Raw genomic sequence first — 21,796 nt, forward strand, 5'->3', positions numbered from 1 at the left:
TCCTCTGGACCGCCGCGAACCCGGGAGGTGCGAACGATGGACACGTTGCTTGATCGCTTTCTTCGATACGTCAAGATCGAATCGACGGCTGCGGAGGATTCGAAGACCTACCCCAGCTCGCCCGGGCAGTTGGAGATGGGCAAGCTGCTGGCGAGCGAGCTGCGCGATTTGAAAATCACCGATGCGGTACAGGATGAGCATGGCATCGTCATGGGGACGGTGCCGGGGAACGTACCCGGCGCGCCGACGATCTGCTGGTGCTCGCACGTCGATACTTCGCCGGAGTTCAGCGCGAAGGACGTGAAGCCGCAGGTCATTCGCAGTTACGATGGCAAGGACATCACGCTGCCGGGCGACAGATCCCGCGTCATCAAGGTCGCCGAGTGCGAGGCGCTGAAACACCTCAAGGGCAAGACGCTCATTACCACCGATGGAACGACGCTGCTGGGGGCCGACGACAAGGCTGGCGTGGCGGTCATCATGACGGCCGCGGCGCACCTGATGGCGCACCCGGAACTCAAGCACGGGCCGATTCGGATTGTGTTCACGTGTGACGAGGAGATCGGTCACGGCACCGACAAGCTCGATCTCAAGAAGATCGGCTCGCACGTCGCCTACACGCTCGACGGCGAGGATGAGGGCAACATCGAGAACGAGACGTGGTCGGCGGATCTCGCGACGGTGACGATCACCGGCAAGAACATTCACCCCGGCTTCGCCAAGGGTCGGATGATCAACGCGATTCGGTTGGCGGCGGAGTTCATCGCGCAGATCCCAATGGACATGGCGCCCGAGACGACGGAGGGCCGCGTTGGATTTTTACATCCGTATGTATTGGACGGCGGCGTGCCGGAGGTGCGGCTGAAGGTGCTGTTGCGGAGTTTCGTGACGGCCGAGTTGAAACAGCAGGCGGACCGGCTGCGGGCCATCGCCGACGCGGTGATGAAGGCCCACCCGGACGCGACGATCAAGATCGAGCAGACCGAGCAGTATCGCAACATGCTGGAGTACCTTGCGAAGGAGCCGCGTGCGACGAAGCTGGCCGAGCAAGCGATGAAAAACGTCGGCCTGACGCCGAAGTATCAATCGATCCGCGGCGGGACGGACGGGTCGAAGTTGAGCGAGAAAGGCCTGCCGACCCCGAACCTGTCGGTGGGCATGCACAATTTCCACTCGCCGCTGGAGTTCGCGTGCCTCGAGCAGATGGAAAACTCGGTGAAAGTGCTGGTGGAGCTGGCGCAGTTATGGGGGAAGGAGAAGGTTTGAGCCAACAATAGATGGAGGCGTTGAGGATGTTGTAGAATGCCGTCGCGTTTCCAAGCGGCCCGCCCGTTTCAAAACAGCGGCCTGCGGGCGATCGCTTTCCGCCTTTGTCATTCAACAACGCCACATTCTGCCGTCCGTACTCCTGCGAATCCCGTCCCCCATACGGAACCCCATTCATGTCCGACCCAAACGCCGTCGCAACGCACCTTCCCGAGAATGCCTACCGCGAGTTGAAGCCCGGCGAGATCTACACGCCGATGGTGCCGGCCGCGGTGACCGTCCCCGAAATCACCGGCCGCTCGATCGTCTTCGGCATCATCATGAACGTCATCTTCTCGATGGCGGCGACGTATCTGGCGCTGAAGGTCGGCCAGGGCATCGAGACGGCGATTCCGATTTCGATTCTGTCGGTGGGGCTATCGGGATTTCTGCTCAAGACCGGCCGGCGGGCCAGCAGCCTTCTCGAAAACGTCAACATCCTGGCGATCAGCACGACCAGCGGCATCGTGGCCGGCGGCACAGTCTTCACCATGCCGGCGATTTACATACTCAAAATCAATGAGCAACTCGACATCAGCAACGTGCAGTTGTTCTTTACCATCTTCGCCGTGCCGCTGATCGGTGCGATTCTCGGCGTCGTCTTCCTGGTGCCGTTCCGGCGCTACTTCGTCAAGGACATGCACGGCAAGCTGCCCTTCCCGGAAGCCACCGCCACCAACGAAATCCTCGTCACCGGCGCATCCGACAGCACGGGACAGGCGTGGGTGCTGATCTACTCGTTCATTGTTGGTTTCGTTTACAACTGGCTCGGCGGCACGATGAAGCTGTTTAGCGAAGTCTTCACCACGGCCGTGATCCCGAAGCTGCACGACCTCACGCACAAGGCGAAGGCGGTGTTCTTTCTCGGCACCGGCGCGGAACTGCTGGGGCTGGGTTTCATCATCGGCCTGCGCTATGCGACCATCATCTGCGCCGGCTCGTTTCTCTCGTGGTTTGTCATTGTGCCGCTGCTTGGCTCACTCAATCTTGAGCAGCTGGCGGTCCTGAATCCAGCGATCAAGGGTGACGATGCCGAATTGATTTTCCGTGCGATTCCTCGCAACATCGGCATCGGCGGCATTTTCGCCGCTGGGCTTATTTCCATCCTCAAAATGAGCAAGGTCATCGCCACGGCCTTGCGCCAAGCGCTGGGCGGTCTGTTCGCCGGCAACAAAGGTGGGCCGGCGCTGCGCACGGACGATGATTTGAGCTATCCCAAACTGCTTCTCATCGGCCTGATTGCGACGATCGCCATGGCGATCTTCTTCCGAATGATCGTGCTGAATGGGATGGAAAACGCGAACAAGCTGACCGCGATTTCGGTCTTGCTGGCTCTTGGCGCGGCCTTCCTGTTCACGACCGTGTCGGCCTGGGCCATTGCGATGATCTCCACGACGCCGATCTCCGGAATGACGGTCACCACGCTCATTATTACGGCCGTCGTGCTGCTCAATGCCGGGCTGCCCAAGTCGCCGGCGGGGATGCTCGCCGTGCTGCTTGTCGGCGGCGTGGTGGCGTCGGCCCTCTCGATGGCGGGCACGCTGGTGACGGAAATGAAAATCGCCTACTGGACCGGCGCGACGCCCAAGCGCGTGCAGTGGAGCGCCATCGTCTCCGCCGTATTGGCGTCGGCCCTTGTGACCGGAACAATCATGTTCCTCTCGAAATCCAAGGGATTCGAGATCACTCCGCAGACGCCCGACGCGCTCTCCGCGCCGCAAGCCAACGTCATGGCCAGCGCGCTGCAAAGCTTCGTCGGTGGCGGAACGGTGCCCTGGGTTCTGTACGCGGTTGGTGCGGTCATTGCCATCATCATGACCATGCTCGGAATTTCGGGCCTTGCCTTCGCTTTGGGCATGTACCTTCCAATGGAACTGAACACGCCGATTCTCGTGGGCGGTTTCATCGCCGCGATGATCCCCAAGGGGGCGAAAAACGAAGCGATCGCCAAAGCGCGGAACGACAAGGGCGTTCTGATCGCATCCGGCCTCATTGCCGGCGGCGCGATTGTCGGCGTCGTCAATGCAGTGCTCACTTCCGTTAACGAGGAGCTGATCAAGCCCAGGAGCGCCAGCCAGCCGGCGGAAGGATTCGACCTGATGCAATGGCTCAACATGGGAAATCGACTGCAAGCATCGGGCTGGTCGAGTGATCGCGTCGAGCAGATGACGAACTGGCTGGGCCTCGCGGCATTCGGATTGCTGTGCCTGTGGGCATTTGCCGTATGCCGTCGCGCGAAACCCGGTGCGTCGTCGGGTCCGTCGTTGCAGCATTAGGCGCGAATCCCAATCGTTCGTCAGCCGATCGCGCGAGCGATCCATACAACTTTTTGTTTACTCGGTGACACGATGACGACCGCGCCGGCCGCCGCAGCGCAATCGCCCGACTCCGCACCGCGCGGGTTCTCGTTCGCCTACTGGTTGTTGATGACCATCGAGATGTTCGAGCGGCTGGCGTATTACACGCTTCGGCCGATCGCGGGCATCTTCATCATGCAGGCCACCGAGCCGGGCGGTCTGAAGCTCACCGCGCAGCACAAGGGCACGATTTTCGCGTGGTGGGCGATTATTCAGGTTGTCCTGCCGATCGTCACCGGCGGCTTCGCCGATCGTTACGGCTACAAGAAAATCATGGCCTTTGCCATGCTGTTGAGCGGCGCGGGCTATGCGACGATGGCGACGTTTCACTCCTACGAGGGCTTCTTCATCGGCGTCCTGCTTCAAGCCAGCGGGCTGTCATTCTTCAAGCCGAGCATCCAAGGCGCGCTGGCGCACTCGCTCTCGCGCGAAAAATCATCGCTGGGCTGGGGAATCTTCTACGGGGTCGTGAACGTTGGGGCGTACTTCGGCCATCTCGCTTCGCCGTTGATTCTGGGGAAAAATCACTCGGCCCAGGCCTATCAAACGCTGTTCATTTCCTGCGCGGGCTTCTGCATTCTCTGCATCGTCCTCGTTTTGATGATGCGGGACATTCCATCCGGCGGATCCAAAACCGACAGCCCGTTCACCGTTCTATGGAAGACCATCGTCAACATTTTCGAGCCGCGTCTGCTGGCCTGGCTGGCCATCATGTCCTGTTTCTGGATGATGATGTACCAGTTGTGGGACCTGGGGCCCAACTTCATTGAAGACTGGGTGGACAGTTCGCACGTGGCGTCGCTCGCTCCCTTCGACACCTGGCGCGAAACCGGGCCCGACGGCCGCCTTCGTCTGCCGCAACAGGTGCTCCTGTCGCTCAACTCTTTTCTGATCATTTTCTTCGTCGCGCCGATCTCACACCTGGTACGCAAGATGCGCACCCTGTCCGCCATGCTGCTGGGCATGTTCGGCGTAACCTTCGGCGTCCTCATGGCGGGTCTGACGCAAAGCGCGTGGATGCTGCTGGCCGGCATTGCTTTCTTTTCACTGGGTGAGATGCTGGTCGGACCGAAGAAGAGTGAATACCTCGCGCTGATCGCGCCCCCGAGCAAGAAGGGGCTGTATCTTGGGTACGTGGTCATCCCCACCGGCATCGGGCAGGCCGTCGGCAATTGGATTTCCGGGCATATCTACGGGCGCTTCGGTGAGAAAGCGACTTTATCGCTTAAGTACCTGCTTGAACACACCCCGTTTGGCGAAGGCAAGTCGTGGGACGGCAGCGCGAAGTCGCTGGAACTCGCCGCCGGCGTGACGCGCCCGGAAGCGTTTGCGAAATTGCAGGAAGTACTCGGCGTGGACGGTCTCGCGGCGACGCGGGTTCTATGGAACCAGTATCATCCGCAATACTGGAGTTGGCTGCCGTTCGCCGCGATCGGCGTTCTCGCGGCCATCGCGTTGTACATCTTCGGGCGGATGGCGCGACGGTGGGCGGACATGAACGCGTAGCAATGACGGAAGTCGACGGATTTCAATCCGCCGGCTTCGAATAGGCGTCAGCGAATGCAAGACTGGCGCCGACTCACTTCACGCCATGCATCATCTTCTTCAACACCGGCACGAGCAGGAACAGCAGCACGCCGGAGGCCACGGCCGTCAGCGCAATGTACTTGAAGACGACATCAAATCCGTAATGCTCCGTGCGACTTCCGACCCAACCGCCAAAGACGTTCCCCAACGAAGATGACAGGAACCAGACACCCATGAAGGTGCTGACCATGCGCGCGGGGGAAAGCTTCGTAATGGTTGAGAGCCCGACCGGAGAAAGGCACAACTCGCCCGTCGTGTGCAGCATGAAGCCAAGCACCAGAAAACTGATGTTGCATTTTCCGGTCGTACCAGCCTGCGCGGCCCCCAAATACATGATGAAAAAGCCTGCGCCCAATTGGGTCAGGCCCAGCGCGAACTTCAGCGGCGACGACGGTTCCATTCGACGTTTGTCAAGCCAGACCCAGAGTTTCGCGAACGGGAATCCCAGGATGATGATGAACAACGGATTGATCGACGCGGTCAAGAGTGAAGCCTTCAATTCGCCGAAGATCGGCACGTTTCGGTCCACGTGTGCATCGGTAAACAGATTGATCGCGCTGCCAGCCAGTTCGAAGAATGCCCAGAACATGATCGAGAAGCAGCACAGGATGATGATCACCAGCATTCGCCCGCGTTCTTCCGGTGTGCCGCGGAAGGTCTCCCACAGCAGGTAGATCATGACCGGAACGGCAACGAAAAGAGCCAAATTCTGGACGTACTTCGGATTGGCCATGAGATACCCTGCGACGGGCATGAACAGAATGACCCCCAGCGCCACGAGAACTCCCTTTGGGATGCCCGCGTTGGATGAGGCAGCGCTCGCGGCCTTCGCAGGAGGCATTCCCCTTCCGTGCAGCAGGTGCGTTGTGCCGCTGAAGATAACCTGGCCAATCAGCATCCCGGCGCCTGCCAGAACAAAGCCCCAGTGCCAACCGTACTTTTCGGCGAGCTGGCCGGAGAATCCGGCGGCGAAAGCGCCGATGTTGATCCCCATGTAGAAGATCGTAAACGCGCCGTCGCGGCGCGGATCGCCCTGCTCGTAGAGGCTTCCCACAATGCTCGAGATATTCGGCTTGAAGAAACCGTTTCCAGCCGAAAGCATGCCCAGGCCGAGGAAAAAGATAGAGGTGATCGCGATGCTCTGTTCGACCGGCGCCGTCCCAGCTTGGTCTCGAATAAGCCAGGCATGGGTGGCCAAAGTGAACTGCGCTGCCGCCATGAGGATGCCGCCGATCACAATGCAACGGCGCTGACCAAGTAATCGATCCGCGAGAATGCCACCTAGAAATGGCGCGGCGTACACGAATCCCAGATAGGCGCCATAAACTTCGTTGGAATGACCCGGAGCAAACGACATGGCCTTGGTCATGTACAGCACGAGGAATGCTCTCATGCTGTAAAAACTGAAGCGCTCCCACATCTCGGTGAAGAAGAGGCCATACAGCCCCAGCGGATGACCAAGAAACGTACGCTCGCCGCCGGCGTGCCCGGCGTTTCCGACGCTGCTGCCGCCTGATTGGTTCATGGATTCGATCTCCGATAGATCTGTCGTATCTAACGGCCGCGGCAATCGGCCGACTGGCCGGGCAGTCTAACCGACCGAGCCGCTGGGTCCAGCGCCAACGTGCAAGTCCGGGCCGTTTCGATTTACGGTGGGAACAGGCAACGAGACCTTCGATTGCTTGCGCGAATGGCTCTTTTTCCAATCGATTGCTCGCGCACTCGGGCCTGCGGAGCACGATGCAAAACGCCCGATAAGCCTGCCATGCGGCCTTTTAGCTAACGAACGCCTTGCGCCGATCCGTTATGGGGGCTGTATGACTTCCACACACGATTCCATTCAACCGGTTGTTGTAACCAACGAAACCAAATCCGCGTCGCGTGGCAGCCGATTCTGGTCGCGCGTGCTGACGATGGCGGGGCTGGCCGTCCTGGGCCTCACGCCCTGGGCCAACGCAGCCTTGCCGCAGCCGGACCTTCCAGCGATCTGTCCACCGCTGACGGCCTTCGCCCATCCGACATTTTTCGATTTTCTCTGGGGCACGACGCCGATCAAGTTCCCATACTGACCGCGCGCCGACACTCCCCCGCCACCGTCACGCGCCGCCAAAGTGCCGATTGCGCGAGCCATCGAGTTTCGTGAACTCGCATACGACACGGTATCGATCGCGCGATCCATCAATCGCGTTCCTGCCCGATCCCGAAAGCAGTCGTGCGTTACGCGTTCACCGGAGCGATACGCCCCGGCTCTGAAAAAGTGGTTCCACCATGCGACGGAACGTGCGCTCTGGATTCCAGACCGGTCCGCGCAGAATCGCCATCCTGCGGCGCACTCCATAGGTATTGGGCCGGATCCACCCAGACGGCGCGCTCCAGCGATGCGAGCGCCTCGCGCGTCAGATCGCCGTCATTCATTCCATCGCGCCAATCATGCGTTGAATGCCACGCCAGCGTAAAACGCTTCGGCTGCGGCGCACGACGGCACGTCACCACGGCGACCGGCACGTTGTACCATCGCGCCAGCCGCTCCAGCGTCGGATACGCCTGTATATCAACTCCAAGAAATCGCAACGGTACCCCCCGCCCTTGACGGCGAGCCTGCTCGCACACCATCAACACCGCACCGCCGCGCTGCAAGACCGCCGGAATCTCGCGCGCTGCGCCGGCACGCTCCACGATTCTCACGCCCTCGATGCGCGATAGATCGCGCTGCCACGCCGCGAGGACCGGTTGCGCGGCCGTGTCCGCTACGACGTGAATCGGCCGGAAAATCTGCCCCAATGCGAACGCCCCCATCGTCAGGCTGCCATAATAGCCGGTCGCCAACAGGCAGCCGCGCCTGCTGGTCGCGAGCCGCTCCAGTTCGTCGCGCCCCTCCACATCGAACAACGCTTCCCACCGGTCCGGTCGCATAAGCCGCCGCGTGAAAAGAACTTCCACCCAGAATCGGGCAATGTGCTCGTACATTTGCTCGATCATCTTGTCCGGGGCGACGCGTCGAACACCCGCCGCGGCGATCATTCGCTGCCGCGCGCATCGCCCGCCCGGCGTGTTCATCCGGTAAACGCCGTGCGCGATGGCCGCCGCCAGGCGGAATGTTGCGCGCATCCCCAGCGCGCGCAGCCCCGGCGCGATCACCCAGCGCAGATAAGCATGGCGAATCGATTCGAGATCCATCAAACGTAATATCGGATTTTTCGCGATTCGAGGCCGACCGATGCAATCCATCGGTCCGGGCGCATCAATCCACAATCCTACGCCACCATCGCGGAATCGATGATGCCGTCACCCGGTTCTCGGCCGGACCGCAGGTTGTCGTAAAGCCGCTCGCAATGGTCGGCGTACTGCCGCAGGCTGAAGACTTCGTACGCTTGGGCGCGGGCCGTGTCAGTCACCATGCGAGCCAGGGAGTGATCCTCGATGGCCGTCAGCAAGCGCGCCGCCAGCAACTTCGGATCGGACCGCTTCACGAGCAGGCCGTTGGATCGGTCGGCGATCATCTCGGCGATGCTGCGCACGGCCGACCCGACGATCACCAGTCGCGCCGCCATGGCGGACGCGAGCGGTTCGACACAAATCTCTTCTCGCGCAGGCGCGAGGAAAATATCGGCACACGCCGCCAGTTGCGGCCAGGTTTGACGACGGTCAGGGATGATGACCATTTCCTCAATGCCGATGGACCGCACGAATCGCAGTAGTCGCCGGGTCTCATGCGATGAGTACGGCAGGATGACGCGCAGATTCCGATGGATCTGTCGGATAATCGCGGCCGCCCAGAGACCGTAATACTGCCCGCCGTCGCGCGAGGCCGGCCCATGCATCAGGACCACCGGCCCATCACCGGGCGCGATGGATGCGCGAAGTCCGCTGTTCTGCGACGCGTTGACGGCCTTGAAATCCGCCGGTCCGCGAATGACCACGACGCGCTGCGGCGCGACGCCAGCCGTCAGCAATCGCGATCGGATCACCTGCGTCGCCGCGACCACGGCAACCTGCGTCGGCGCTGCCAATACAACACGCGCCACTCGTTGCGCCTCCGCCGGGTCCAGAACGGTCACAACACGCGGCAAAGCTCCCGGCAACGCCACAGCGGCGGCCAGCGCCGAAGCGCCCCATGCATGGATCACCCCCGCTCCGCATTGCGACACCAGCCGGTTCAACCGCGGCGCGTAGTGAAACCATCCCCCCAGCCGCAGCGGCGCTGCTGCAACAGGTTCATCGAGAAACTCGGCCTGCCACTGCGCTGCCACCCCATCAATGCCGCACATCGGATGCAATGCGGCCCCGCCCAGCCGGGCGCGCAGCGATGCCAACGTCTGCAATGTTGACTCATCGCAGCGGCCGTCCAACACATGCAAGACAGATGGCGCAGCAAACACCGCGTTCGTTATTTCTCCATTTCGCGATGGCCGTAGAACAGCAGGGAGACTTCCTTACCGAGCTTGATGCCCAGCTCCGCGGCAACGTCGCCGGCGGATTTGTCGCCATCCATCGGCGTCGGTTCGGTCGTGACGACCACGCGCTTGCCGGCCTCATTGTCGGGCCAGACGCGCGCGTCCTTCTTGCGGTCGGTCGAGATCACCTTCACCCGGACGGCGTACTCCCCGCGAAAGATCGGCGCGCCCGGTTCGGATTGCAGGCTGAAGCGATCCACACGCAGGTACAGCACGTTGGCCGCCCCCAGCTTTTCGCCGATCTGCCGGATGGACAGTTTGGCGTAGTCCTTGTCGGACTGCATCATCCGGCGCCAGTCCTCGATCGGCACGATCTTGTCGTTGACGTTCTTCGCGATGAAAACCGTCGCAATCGTCTTATGCGTCTCGTTGATTGCACGCGGCTCGGTCACATGTCCATCGCGATCGTCGATCAACACCAGCAGCGGCTCATTGGGAATCTTGTACTGCGCTTCGATGTAATCGCCGCCGGTGATGTTGGCCCATGCTCCGGCCATCGGCACACAACCCGTCGCACCCGCAAGCAGGATCGACATGCAAAACCCACATCCTGCTCGAATCATGGCACCATGCTCTTGCATGCGATCGCCTTATCGTCGCTCCGGCCCGCGGAGCGATTCCTCGTGATCATAGAACTTTTTCGCCGTCGCCTGGCCGAACTGCGCCACGGCCTCGCGCATCAGTTCGCCGTCCGTCAATTCGTTGATCGAGCTTTGGCGGTCCGTCGGGAAGTTCGCGACGATCTCCGTTTCGTACACGGCCTCGGTCATGGCCCCCTCGCCGCACTCGTACAGATTCACCGTGCCGCGCACGCGGCCCCGGCGCAGCTCCTTTGTCGCCGCCGCGCGCGTCGTGTACTCCAGCAGGTCCACGCGCAGCACCAGATCGCACTTAAGCTGCTTGCACAGCTCGCTGGCTCGCATCGATTCCCAGTTCAAACCGCCCTCTTCCTGAAACGCCTGCACGTCGCGGCTGGGAATCAGCACCGCATCGGGAAGGTGCTTCTTCATCTCGTATGTAATCGCATCGCACACACGCCGCCGAGCCTTGGGATCGATGTCCAGCGTCGTGCGATCCGCCCAGACCAGCACCGCCACCCGACGATTGCCGATCTTGTTGTACTCGGCCTGAACCGGCCGGCCTCTGTCAGGATCGGTCAGGAAATACGCCAATTGACACCCGGCCCACGGCGCGGACATCGCAAGGATCAGCAGCCCGGAAAGCACTCTCCGCATCGACCCACCGCCTCACCGCAACGGATACGTGCCCGTCGCAAAACCCATCGCCAGCTTGATCGCCCACCCCCCGACCAGCACGAATCCGACCGCCAAACTCAATCGCACCGCACCGATCCGCTCCCAGTTGATCGCCACAATCTCTCCGCGAATCGCAGCCACAAGCGACGCCACCATCAAAACGGCCGTCGCAACGCACAGCAGAAACCCCGCAGGTTGGGCCTTCAGCGACGCCAGCGGCTGCCCGTGCATCAGGTACGCGAATGATGTTGTCATCCCGCAGGTCGGACACGGCAAGCCCATCATGAAAACAAACCCGCAGGGCTCCATGCCGAGGGCTTCGTGCGTTCCGTAGCCGCGCGGATCGGGCTTCAGGATGGCTGCCACGGTCAGAACCGCTGCACATGCAAGCCCAACCAGCGCCCAAGTTGCCCGAAGCGTACTCCGCAACCGTACCGGCGGGCCCAGCCACGGGCCAGCGCAAGACCGAACGACCGGGGGCGGAATGGGGCGAGCGAGATGCACGTTCGCATTGTGGTCGCTGGGCGGCATTTGGCAAGGCTGGAACGAAGGCGCCGAACCACCGAGACGACGTTTTTCGCATACTGGGGGCGGCGGAGGATGCACACCTCGATTTTAGGCAACCACCATCGGATTGCGCTGAAAAATCTCACAGGCAGGGATGAATCCACTCGCACGGTCGTATAATCGAGCCGGACCACCCCGGAGGAGACGTATCTTTGAGTTTGCCAGCCGACCATTCGATTGCCGATGCCCTTCGCGATCGCTTCGAGTCCGACGCGATTCTGGGCGCTCGCGAGCTGCCCATCGCGCCGCGGCAGCCGGTCTCTCCCGCTCGCGCTACGTCCCATCGCCCGAGCGTGCCGACGCGGCAGACCGCGCCGGCGGGACCGGTGCGGCGAGTCGCGGCGATCTCGAAAACGGAGCACGCCGCGCGCACCGCGGCGCTGACGGTCATCGACGACGGCGAGGTCAAGGGTTGCGCGAAGTGCGGCCTGCACGCCGGGCGCACGAAAACGGTCTTCGGCGTCGGAAGCCCGGCCGCGCGCGTGATGTTCGTCGGCGAGGCACCGGGCTACAACGAGGACCAGCAAGGAATCCCGTTCGTCGGCGAGGCGGGCAATCTGCTCACGAAGATGATCGAAGCGGGCATGGGCCTCAAGCGGGAAGATGTTTACATTTGCAACATCATCAAGTGCCGCCCGCCGAACAACCGCACGCCCGCGCCGGATGAAATCCACGCCTGCAAGGATTATCTGTACCGACAGATTGGCATCATCCGCCCGGAAGTGATCGTCGCCCTCGGCGCGCCGGCCACGCAAACGCTACTCGAAACCAAACTCGGGATAACCAAATTGCGCGGCCAGTGGCACGAGCTTCGCGTGCCGGCGGCCCTTATCGGCTCATCCGAGGTACCGAGCAGCGGCGATCTTCCGCCGATTCCACTGATGCCCACGTTCCACCCGGCGTACCTGCTCCGCAGCCCATCGGAGAAAAAGAAAGCGTGGGAGGATCTACAACTGGTCATGCAGCGGCTGGGGCTGCCGATTCGCAAACCGTCGGGCGCCGCATGAGGACTCCGACGTCACACGGATCATGCGGTGGCCGGAACGATCTGGTTTACTTCAGCAGCCGCCGCAGCACCGTCGGAAGAATTCCGCCATTGCGGTAGTACTCAATCTCGATCGGCGTATCAATTCGCACGACCGCCTGGAAGGTTTTCGTGGCGCCGGTTGCATTCGCCGGTGCGGCTTTAACCGTCACTTCCTGCATCGGTCGGAGCGAATTGTTGATGCCTTCAATGGTGAAAACCTCTTCACCGGTGAGGCCGAGCGACTCGCGCGATTCGCCCTTCTTGAATTGCAGCGGCAGCACACCCATGCCGACGAGATTGCTTCGGTGGATGCGCTCGAACGAGACCGCCAGGACCGCACGAACACCCAGGAGCAGCGTGCCCTTGGCCGCCCAATCGCGTGATGATCCCGTGCCGTATTCGGCGCCGGCAATCACCAGCAACGGCGTGTGAGTTTCGCGATACTTCATCGCGGCGTCGTACACGCTCATCTGCTCCCCGGTCGGCAGGTAGCGCGTCACGCAGCCTTCGGTGCCGGGCGCGAGAAGATTTCGCAATCGAATGTTGGCGAACGTGCCGCGCGTCATGACGCGGTCGTTCCCGCGCCGCGCGCCGTAGCTGTTGAAATCCTTCGGCGCAACGCCCCGCTCCTGAAGGTACTTGCCCGCCGGGCTGTCGGCCTTGATCGACCCCGCCGGCGAGATGTGATCGGTCGTCACCGAATCACCAACCATCATCAGCACGCGCGCGCCGGCGATCGGCTGGATCGTGCCCGCCTCGCGCGGCAGATCGACGAAGAACGGCGGCTCCTGGATGTACGTGCTCTCCGGGTTCCACTCATACAAATCGCCCCCGGAGACCGGGATGCGATTCCACTTCTCATTGCCGTTGAACACGTTGGCGTACTGCTTTGCGAACATCTCGGGCGTAACATGCGTTTCCACCGCCTCGCGGATCTCCTCGATGGACGGCCAGATGTCGCGCAGGTACACGCCTTTTCCGGCTGCATCCGTGCCCAACGGCTCGGTCTCGAAGTTGATGTCGGCGCGCCCGGCAATGGCATACGCGACGACCAGCGGCGGCGACGCGAGATAGTTCGCCTTCACCAGCGGATTGACGCGCCCCTCGAAATTGCGATTGCCGCTCAACACCGCCGCCGCGACGAGATTGCCTTCCGTCACAGCCTTCGCCACCGGGTCCGGCAGCGGTCCGCTGTTGCCGATGCACGTCGTGCAGCCGTAGCCGACGGTATGGAAACCGAGTCGCTCCAGCGGCTTCTCCAAATTGGCCGAACGGAGGTACTCCGTCACAACGCGCGAGCCGGGCGCGAGGCTCGTCTTGACGTGTGGCGGGACTTTCAGACCGCGCTCGACGGCCTTCCGCGCGAGCAGACCCGCCGCGAGCATCACCGACGGATTGCTTGTGTTCGTGCAACTCGTGATGGCCGCGATCACCACGGCGCCGTGGCCGATGCGCGACGAGTGCCCGTTGTCACGCACGTCGACCGTCTGGCCCAGCTTGGATTCTTCCAGCCCGAAGCCGCGATCCTTGACCGGCGCGGTCAGCGCCTTGCGAAACGAGGCCTTCACGTCCGACAGCCGCACGCGATCCTGCGGGCGCTTCGGCCCGGCGAGCGACGGCTCGACGGTCGACAATTCCAGGTACATCGAATCGGTGTAGGTCGGATCGGGCGTGTCCTTCGTTCGAAACAGGCCTTGCTCCTTCGCATAGCGCTCCACGAGATCAACTTCGTCGGCGGTGCGGCCGGTTCGACGCAGGTAATTGAGCGTTTCGTTGTCAATGGGGAAGAAGCCCATCGTCGCGCCGTATTCGGGGGCCATGTTGGCGATGGTCGCCCGATCCGGCAGGCTCAACTCGTCCAGCCCTTCGCCATAAAACTCGACAAACTTCTCAACTACGCCACGCTGGCGGAGCATCTGGGTAACCGTCAACACGAGGTCCGTCGCCGTCGCGCCCTCGGGCAGACGGCCGCTCAACTTGAACCCGATGACCTCCGGCGCGAGCAGGTAGATCGGCTGGCCGAGCATGACCGCTTCGGCTTCGATGCCGCCGACGCCCCAGCCCAGCACGCCCAGACCGTTGATCATCGTCGTGTGGCTGTCGGTGCCAACGAGCGTGTCGGGAACGGCCCACTTCTTTCCGTTCACGTCGCGCGGGAGAACGACCTTGGCGAGGTACTCGAGATTGACCTGGTGCACAATGCCGGTGGCGGGAGGGACGACGCGAAAGTTGGCGAACGCCTTCTGCCCCCAGCGGAGAAACTCATACCGCTCGCGATTGCGCGCGAATTCGATGTCCTCGTTGATCCCCAGCGATTCGCTGGATGCGAAACTGTCCACCTGCACCGAGTGGTCGATGACCAGATCAACCGGAACGAGCGGATTGATCTTCTTCGGGTCGCCGCCCAGCCGCACCACCGCGGCACGCATCGCCGCAAGATCGACAATGGCCGGCACACCGGTGAAGTCCTGAAGCACGACCCGCGCCGGCATGAAGGGCAGTTCGAGCGGTTCGGGCTTGGCGGCGTTCCACGTTGCCAGCCCGGTGACATGGTGCTCCTCAACGATTCCGTTGCCGCAGTGCCGAAGCGCGTTCTCCAGAAGGATGCGAATGCTGACGGGCAGGCGATCCAGCCCGGAGAAGCCTTGCGCGGCGAGGTTGGGCAGGCTGGCGATCGTCCATTCGCCGGAGTTTGACTTCAGAATTGTGCGAGCGGATTGTGCGTCGAAGGCCATAACGTGATGCCACCTTTCAAGAGGTCAACCGCAAAACGCAAACCGAGCCAACGCCGAACAGCGGCGGCGTCCGCGGCGAATGGAGGATTATACCGTTTGCGTCGGATTGGCCAGTACCGGCAGAGCGAGGGTGGGCTGGTTGGACAAATCAGCCGCTCGTGTGCGACGTGACAGCGCCCGATTCCCCAGTTGCCCGCAGGCGGCCATGAAGTCGCGGCCCTTGGTGATGCGGCGTTTACAGAATTGACCCTCCTCTTGCAGCGTCGAGAGAAACCGTACGACCTGCTCCTCGGTCGGAGCGGGCCAGGGTGAATCCAGTCGCGGGTTGTAGGGAATTACGTTCACGCAGCACTTCACGGGACGAAGAAACTCCGCCAGCTCGCGCGCATGCTTCGGTGCATCGTTCACGCCGGGGATCAGGACATACTCGATCATGAAAAACTGGCACGAACGCAACGGGTAGGCCAGCAACGCGTCGCGCAGCGCCGCCATCGGCTCGGCGCGATTGATCGGCATGATCCGCGAGCGAATCTCGTCATTGGGCGCATTCAGCGACACGGCGAGATTGATCCGCCGCCAACCCAGCGCAGCCATCCGGCGAATCCCGTCCATTCGGCCAACGGTCGAGATCGTGATGCGCCCCATTCCCATCGACAGGCCCATCGGGTCTGTCAGGACCCGCACCGCCTGAACGACGTTCTCGAAGTTGTCCATCGGCTCGCCCATGCCCATGAACACGACGTTGCGAACGTCGGCGCCGAATTCGTGCCGCGCGGCGACGACCTGGCCGACGATCTCCGCCGCGCTCAAATCGGCCAGCCGCCCCAGTTGCGCCGTTTCGCAAAACGTGCAACCCATTGCGCAACCGACCTGCGACGAGACGCAAAGGGTGGTCCAGCGCGATCCGCCACGCCACATGGGAAGGATGACGCTTTCGATTTCAAGGCCGTCGGGGCGGCGCTGCGCGAACTTCGTGACGCCGCGGTCCTGCACGCGCCGAGAAATCGGCAGCGGCGCGGGACCGGCCAGTGCCGCGCGATAGTGCTCGCGCAGCTTGTGGCGCGATGTGTCGTGCGTCCCTTGAAGCAATTCAAGAAACGTCCAGCCTAGCATCCGTTCGACACCGACGGTCATGCAGGCATTGTACCGCGTGATTCGCAACGAGCGGAACGAGGCGAGTATAGCGGCGGCGCGGGGCCGGCTTTGTCGCCGTCACGGCGGGACAATCCCTTCGCGAACCGCGAACCGAATCAACTCGGCCTTGGAGTGGATGTCGAGCTTTCGCATGGCGTTGGTGATGTGATGCTCGACGGTCTTTTTGGCGATCTTGATCATGTCGGCGATTTCTTTCTGGGCCAGACCGCGCGCGTAGTAGGCCACCATCTCGCGTTCGCGGCGGGTCAGAGTGGCCGCGCGGGAGCGGCTCGCGGCGGAGAGCGAAGCCGCGTGCCCGTCGATGACGATGCGCGAGCGAACCTGTTCGGAGAAGAACGCGCCGCCGGCGGCGACTTCGCGAATGGCCTGAATGATGCGCTCCGGCGATTCGAACTTCGTCACGTAGCCGCGGGCCTGCACCTCCAGCGCCCGATCGATGAAATGATCGGTGACGAACGCGCTTAAAAAGATCAGTTGAGTCATCGGGCATTCCGCGCGGATGATGTGCGCCGCTTCAAAACACTGCAAGCCTGCCATGTCGATGTCCATCAGCACGATGTCCGGCTGACGCTCTCGAATCAGGGGGAGCGCTGCTCCGGCAGACGCGGCGGTTCCGACCACATCGAAGCTCCCCTCGGCCTGCAACATGGACGCGAGCGGTTCGCGCATCATGGCGTGGTCATCAACAAGAATAACGGCGGTCTTTTTCTTAAGCAGCATGATCTCGGCCCCGGATCATTTCATCACCCTCTGTAGTAAATCGACAAATTCAGACATCTGGAACGGCTTGCGGAGCAACCACCTGCCATGGCCCTCCGGCGACGCCACCTCGGCGCGCCCCGTCATGCGAATCACCGGCAGGTTTGGGTACACCGCTCGCAGGTCTTCTATGACATGATCTCCGTCTCGCTGTGGCAGATCCAAGTCCACGACGGCTCCCAGCAGCCGCGTCACTCCCGGTTGTGCGACCCGAAGCGCCTCCTCACCATCCCCCGCGGGAATCGCCTCATACCCAGCCGCTCGTATCGCCGACACGATGATTGACCTTACAAACGAGTTGTCTTCGACAACCAATACGGTGTCGCTGTCCCTGCCAATGTGCACTGGCGCGGCGACAGGATTGAACCTGGGCCGTGGAGCGGGAGCGCATGCCGGCAGCGTGATGTAGACGCTCGTACCCCGGCCCGAGGTTGATTCTATATGAATTCGCCCATTGTGGGAATGGACTATGCTCTGGACCGATGGGAGGCCCAGGCCGGTCCCCTCGCCACGGGATTTGGTGGTGAAAAACGGCTCAAAAGCCCGGGAGAGCACTTCTGGTGACATTCCGACGCCTGTATCCGTGACGACGAGCTGCAATTCACCCGACTCCTCCCCCGCTTCAGGGTGCGAGTTGTGCTGTTTTGTCAGCTTGATTTGAAGGGTTCCGCCGTTGGGCATTGCGTCGCGCGCGTTGATTCCCAGGTTCATCACCGCCTGCTGTAGCAGCGTTTCATCCGCGACGGTCCATGCCGCTTCGGTCGGAGGCATGTCAACGTGCACCGTGATATGGGGCTCCAGGAGCCGCTTGAGCAAGCGAATCGTCGGCGCCAGCGCTGCCGCAAGATCGACCGGTTTAAAGTCGGCCAGGGTGCGATGAGCGAAGTTCAGGAGCGTGCCGGTGACACCGCGGGCCTGAAGCGCGGCATCTTCAATCGCATTGATGTACGGCGTCGCCGCGTGGGTTTCGTCGAGCGTTTTCCTGGCCAGCGCCGTGTTCAGAAGAATGCCAGTCAGCAAATTGCTGAAATCATGCGACACATTGCTTGTGAGCCTGCCGATCGTCTCGATGCGCTGGACGTGGCGCAGCTGCGCCTCCAGGCGAGCCTTCTCCTGCTCGGCCAGCCGTTTCTCGGTCACGTCGCGCACGACCGCGATCGAGCCGATGCGCGTGCCGGATTTGTCCAGCACGGCCACCAACGACACGTCTCCCAGCACGGCGTGTCCGTCCTTGTGCAGGTGGCACACTTCCCCGTTCCACCGGTGGCGCGTGTCCAACGCATGTCGGATTCTCGGCATCAGGGCTTGCGCGGTTTCGGCGCTGAGCAGCATCGAGATCGGTTGACCGATCAACTCGTTGCGCGCGTAGCCGAACATCCGCTCGCAGGCGGGGTTGACATCGGTGATGCGACGTTCGATGTCGATCATCAGGAGCGCGTCGGCGATCGTGTCGAAGGCGATCGCTTGGCGACGCAAGGTCTCCTCGGTACGCTTCAATAGCGAAATATCGGTGGAGATGCCGCACGTGGCGTAGGGCTTGCCGTCCGCATCGAACAGCGGAAACTTCACGGATATATAATCGTGCACGCCGTCGTCGTGCAGGGCCTGCTCTTCAATCGTGATCGCCTCGCCGGCACGAAGCGCCGCCTGGTCGTTCGCGCGAAAGCGCTCGGCGAACTCCGGCGGAAAGACGTCGTAATCCGTTCGGCCGATGATGGCCTGTCGTGAGACGTTGAATAGCTTTTCGTAGTACGAATTGATCAGCAGGTAGCGGCCTTCCAGGTCTTTGACGTAGATGACCGCCGTCGCATTGTCGAGAATGTCCTGGAGCTGACGCGTGGCGCGCTGCTGGGCAATTTCCGCTTCTTTGCGATCGGTGATGTTCTCGGCGATGCCAGCGATGCGAACGACGCGACCATGCTCATCCCGGATCGGGAAGCCGCGATCCATGATCCAGCGCGTCTTGCCGTCCGCCGTGATGATCCGATACTCGATCGCGCTCTCGACCGGCTTTCGCTGCTCCGAAAGGAATGCCGCCACAACGCGATCGCGGTCTTCCGGGTGAATGCGATAGGTCCAGGATTTCGGGTCGTTGTACAGCACGTCTTCCGAATCACCCCAGATCGCTTCATGGGCTGGGCTGACATACAGAATGCGCCCCGTCTCGCAATCGCGAAGCCAGAACACATCGCGGATGTTCTCCGTCAATTGACGGAAAATCTGCTCGCTCTCCCGAAGGGCACGCTGGTGACGCCGACGCTTTTTCCCCTGGATCGCAATGATGATCAGCGAAACGGCGGCCAGACCGCCGAACGGCCCGAGGAACTCCACACGGCGATAAAACGGGCCCTCGACGGTGAACGCGATTTCCTGCAAGGCCGACAACTGACCCGTTAGCAGGCCGTGCGCCTGCACTTGCAGCCGATGGCGCCCGGGAAGTAGATCGGTGAGCTTGGCCTCTTTCAAACGGGACCACGGCGTCCAAGGCTCGTCATTCAAGCGATAGCGTGTCTCCACGTTTTCCGGGTGAACTTGTGTCCGATGCGTTTGCGCACGCCAACGTAACAGGGCGACCTGGTGATCCACGATCGGCTCATGGATACGAACCTGCGGCGGCGGGCCTCGCAACGCTTCAAGTTGCAGGCGAGCAAGTCCCGCCCCGAGCATTCCCACCAGCGCTTCGCTCGGCGTCACCGCGATGGACCAAACCTGCGCCGCCGGCAGGCCTTCCGCAAGGCCGAACGTGCTCCATGTCCCGTCCTGATACCGACAGATCGCGCCGTCCTTCGCGACCCACAAGGCCCCGTCGGGCGCGACGGCGAGGTCGCTGACAAAATGGCGATCCTGATCGTTGATCTGTTCCACGTATTGCACGCGATCGTCGACATCGACAAATCCCAGGCCTGATTGCTTCTCATGACCGATCCACGCACGACCGTCCGGCGTCACGGCCACGGTATAGACTCGAAGGTCAACCAGGCCCTCTGCGTGGCGCCACCAGGTCCACGTCTCTCCGCGCCGCCGCGCCAGACCCATCGCCGTGGCGAACCACATGGTGCCGTCGGGGCCTTCACAGGCATCGTAGACCCGCCCCAGCGAGCGGCCGTCCTCACAGACCATCGGTTCGAAACGATCGCCGGTGAATAGGAAAACACCGGGGTCGTCGTTGGCGTCAAACCGATATGACGCATGCACCGCAAGAAACAAAGCCTGGCCATTTCGATTAACGTAGATATTATGGACGCGTGACGCAGGCAATCCCTTGCTTGGTCCGAAGTGTCGCCAGGTGTTTCCATCAAAACGCCACGCGCCATCGAAACTCGCTCCACTGCCGATCCAGACGTGCCCCGCGCCGTCTTCGGCGATCGCCGTAATCAGCCCGAGCCGGGTTCCTTCGATCTCCGGCAACGAGGTGACCGATCCGTCAGAGGCGAGAATGACGATCCCGTCGGCCGTGCCGAGCCAAGTCGTTCCGTCCCGGCGAGGAAGTACGAGATGAACCCGGTTTCGCCCATCGGCGACGGGCGCCTGCCACGATTTCCAGCGCTGGGGATTCGCGCGGAAGTACAGCAAGCCGTTTTCCGAGCCGACCCAGATGCCGGATTGCGGCGACCAGCACAACGCGCGGGCGGCACGTGGACTTCTCAATCCGGGAATGACACGCCATGGACCGGCGGCCGGCCCGGCACGGATGACGCCGGATTGAAACGCGGCAATCAAGTCCCCGGAATCGGTGACGTCGACCGCCTGGAGGTACTCGTTGACTTGCCGGCTGATGTCGCGGGGCGCCTCGCCCGGCTGCCAGGTCCAGGTGGAAAGATTGGAGTGAAGATCAGCGTACTGAAGAATGCCTGTACCGCCGGCGTTTTCCGCCAGCTTGAGAAGATTGGCGTGGTCAGCGGCCAAAGTGAAAAAGCGGTCCCACCCGTTGCCGTTCCAACGATACAGACGGTGAGGGGTGGAAAGAAACACGCGTCCACCGGGGAAAGGCCAGAGCTTGAAGGAGACAACAGGATTTTCTTCCGGTGGCAGTTCGATTCGTTGAAATTTCCCGGCGCGGCGTCGTACCAGTTGATCAGCCGGCGTGTTGAAAGACATCTGCACGAGGAAATCATCGTCGCCCGGAAGCGGCGCGACATCGATCACGGCGCCGGGTTTACCGTCCAGTTCAACGGGCACGCGCCGGAACCCGTTTCGCCCGCCGCAGTAGAGAGCATAGCGACAAACAGCAAAGATCTCGTCCCGGGGGCCCGGCACGACGTGCGTGATCCGCTCCTGTGGCGCGACACCGGGCAGCAGCACCGGCTGCCACCAGAATCCGTCGTACCAAGCCAGGCCGCGCGTCGTGGCGACCCAGTGCGTTCCGTCGCCGGATTCGATCACGTGCTCGATGCTGTTGGACGGAAGTCCGTCCTCGACGGTAAAGACGGCCCATCGCCAGGCATCATCAAGGCGCGCCAGCAAATCCCGGGATGAATCGTCCGCGCGCGCAGGCGCGGTTCGGCACGTGATGGCAAGGACTGCAACAAGCAGGACACGCGCGCAGCAGCGTGGAACGCACGCCCTGTTGGAATGCTCAAACAATCGCGGCGGG

General features: G+C 62.1%; 15 protein-coding genes. 5 read left to right on the plus strand and 10 right to left on the minus strand.

Annotated elements, in window-relative coordinates:
• Window positions 1-36: 36 nt before the first annotated feature.
• From pepT to HRU71_02510, 3 genes are all read left to right on the plus strand, one after another.
• Complete coding sequence (gene pepT, locus HRU71_02500) at window positions 37-1,266, plus strand: peptidase T (protein ID QOJ02419.1); 1,230 nt, start codon at window positions 37-39, stop codon at window positions 1,264-1,266.
• A gap of 176 nt (window positions 1,267-1,442) precedes the next feature.
• Window positions 1,443-3,581 carry an oligopeptide transporter, OPT family gene (locus HRU71_02505; GenBank protein ID QOJ02420.1) on the plus strand — a complete coding sequence of 713 codons (2,139 nt, stop codon included), beginning with the start codon at window positions 1,443-1,445 and terminating at the stop codon, window positions 3,579-3,581.
• A gap of 72 nt (window positions 3,582-3,653) precedes the next feature.
• On the plus strand, window positions 3,654-5,168 hold the full coding sequence (locus tag HRU71_02510; protein QOJ02421.1) for an MFS transporter: 1,515 nt from the start codon (window positions 3,654-3,656) through the stop codon (window positions 5,166-5,168).
• 73 nt (window positions 5,169-5,241) lie between these two features.
• Here HRU71_02510 and HRU71_02515 read toward each other — a convergent pair whose 3' ends face one another.
• A complete protein-coding gene (locus tag HRU71_02515) occupies window positions 5,242-6,774 on the minus strand; it encodes a peptide MFS transporter (GenBank protein ID QOJ02422.1) in 1,533 nt (510 codons plus the stop codon).
• Between the two features lie 292 nt (window positions 6,775-7,066).
• Between HRU71_02515 and HRU71_02520 the strand changes: the two genes are divergently transcribed.
• On the plus strand, window positions 7,067-7,318 hold the full coding sequence (locus HRU71_02520) for a hypothetical protein (protein QOJ02423.1): 252 nt from the start codon (window positions 7,067-7,069) through the stop codon (window positions 7,316-7,318).
• A gap of 148 nt (window positions 7,319-7,466) precedes the next feature.
• Here the strand turns inward: HRU71_02520 and HRU71_02525 are convergent, their stop codons facing one another.
• The 5 genes from HRU71_02525 to HRU71_02545 all read right to left on the minus strand — a co-directional run bounded on the left by HRU71_02525 (window position 7,467) and on the right by HRU71_02545 (window position 11,325).
• Window positions 7,467-8,426, minus strand: a complete 960-nt coding sequence (locus HRU71_02525; protein QOJ02424.1) for a hypothetical protein — start codon at window positions 8,424-8,426, stop codon at window positions 7,467-7,469.
• Window positions 8,427-8,503: 77 nt separating this feature from the next.
• On the minus strand, window positions 8,504-9,571 hold the full coding sequence (locus tag HRU71_02530) for a glycosyltransferase family 4 protein (protein ID QOJ02425.1): 1,068 nt from the start codon (window positions 9,569-9,571) through the stop codon (window positions 8,504-8,506).
• A gap of 65 nt (window positions 9,572-9,636) precedes the next feature.
• On the minus strand, window positions 9,637-10,239 hold the full coding sequence (locus HRU71_02535) for a hypothetical protein (protein ID QOJ02426.1): 603 nt from the start codon (window positions 10,237-10,239) through the stop codon (window positions 9,637-9,639).
• Window positions 10,240-10,293: 54 nt separating this feature from the next.
• On the minus strand, window positions 10,294-10,938 hold the full coding sequence (locus HRU71_02540) for a hypothetical protein (GenBank protein ID QOJ02427.1): 645 nt from the start codon (window positions 10,936-10,938) through the stop codon (window positions 10,294-10,296).
• Between the two features lie 12 nt (window positions 10,939-10,950).
• Entirely contained in the window at window positions 10,951-11,325 is a 375-nt protein-coding gene (locus HRU71_02545; protein ID QOJ02428.1) for a DUF2752 domain-containing protein, read from the minus strand.
• Window positions 11,326-11,741: 416 nt separating this feature from the next.
• On the opposite strand from HRU71_02545, the gene HRU71_02550 reads away from it, so the two are divergent.
• Entirely contained in the window at window positions 11,742-12,533 is a 792-nt protein-coding gene (locus tag HRU71_02550; protein ID QOJ04900.1) for a uracil-DNA glycosylase, read from the plus strand.
• 46 nt (window positions 12,534-12,579) lie between these two features.
• On the opposite strand, the gene acnA is transcribed toward HRU71_02550, so the two are convergent.
• From acnA to HRU71_02570, 4 genes are all read right to left on the minus strand, one after another.
• Window positions 12,580-15,288: an aconitate hydratase AcnA gene (acnA, locus tag HRU71_02555; GenBank protein ID QOJ02429.1), complete on the minus strand. Its 2,709-nt coding sequence runs from the start codon at window positions 15,286-15,288 to the stop codon at window positions 12,580-12,582.
• Between the two features lie 87 nt (window positions 15,289-15,375).
• Window positions 15,376-16,422, minus strand: coding sequence for a 23S rRNA (adenine(2503)-C(2))-methyltransferase RlmN (locus HRU71_02560; GenBank protein ID QOJ02430.1), 1,047 nt, complete (start codon window positions 16,420-16,422; stop codon window positions 15,376-15,378).
• 78 nt (window positions 16,423-16,500) lie between these two features.
• The gene (locus HRU71_02565; protein ID QOJ02431.1) at window positions 16,501-17,163 is read right to left on the minus strand and encodes a response regulator transcription factor; all 663 of its coding nucleotides are present in this window, start codon (window positions 17,161-17,163) and stop codon (window positions 16,501-16,503) included.
• Between the two features lie 15 nt (window positions 17,164-17,178).
• On the minus strand, window positions 17,179-21,666 hold the full coding sequence (locus tag HRU71_02570; protein QOJ02432.1) for a PAS domain S-box protein: 4,488 nt from the start codon (window positions 21,664-21,666) through the stop codon (window positions 17,179-17,181).
• Window positions 21,667-21,796 lie beyond the last annotated feature (130 nt).

Source organism: Planctomycetia bacterium (assembly GCA_015200345.1).
Classification (GTDB): domain Bacteria; phylum Planctomycetota; class Phycisphaerae; order UBA1845; family UTPLA1; genus PLA3.

What these genes read in the sequence shown, in the direction of transcription:
- HRU71_02510 (QOJ02421.1), top strand. Translation starts at nt 3,654, where the DNA reads ATGACGACCGCGCCGGCCGCCGCAGCGCAATCGCCCGACTCCGCACCG.
- HRU71_02520 (QOJ02423.1), top strand. Translation starts at nt 7,067, where the DNA reads ATGACTTCCACACACGATTCCATTCAACCGGTTGTTGTAACCAACGAA.
- acnA (QOJ02429.1), bottom strand. Translation starts at nt 15,288, where the DNA reads ATGGCCTTCGACGCACAATCCGCTCGCACAATTCTGAAGTCAAACTCC.
- HRU71_02540 (QOJ02427.1), bottom strand. Translation starts at nt 10,938, where the DNA reads ATGCGGAGAGTGCTTTCCGGGCTGCTGATCCTTGCGATGTCCGCGCCG.
- pepT (QOJ02419.1), top strand. Translation starts at nt 37, where the DNA reads ATGGACACGTTGCTTGATCGCTTTCTTCGATACGTCAAGATCGAATCG.
- HRU71_02535 (QOJ02426.1), bottom strand. Translation starts at nt 10,239, where the DNA reads ATGTCGATCCTGCTTGCGGGTGCGACGGGTTGTGTGCCGATGGCCGGA.
- HRU71_02525 (QOJ02424.1), bottom strand. Translation starts at nt 8,426, where the DNA reads ATGGATCTCGAATCGATTCGCCATGCTTATCTGCGCTGGGTGATCGCG.
- HRU71_02515 (QOJ02422.1), bottom strand. Translation starts at nt 6,774, where the DNA reads ATGAACCAATCAGGCGGCAGCAGCGTCGGAAACGCCGGGCACGCCGGC.
- HRU71_02565 (QOJ02431.1), bottom strand. Translation starts at nt 17,163, where the DNA reads ATGCTGCTTAAGAAAAAGACCGCCGTTATTCTTGTTGATGACCACGCC.
- HRU71_02560 (QOJ02430.1), bottom strand. Translation starts at nt 16,422, where the DNA reads ATGACCGTCGGTGTCGAACGGATGCTAGGCTGGACGTTTCTTGAATTG.
- HRU71_02505 (QOJ02420.1), top strand. Translation starts at nt 1,443, where the DNA reads ATGTCCGACCCAAACGCCGTCGCAACGCACCTTCCCGAGAATGCCTAC.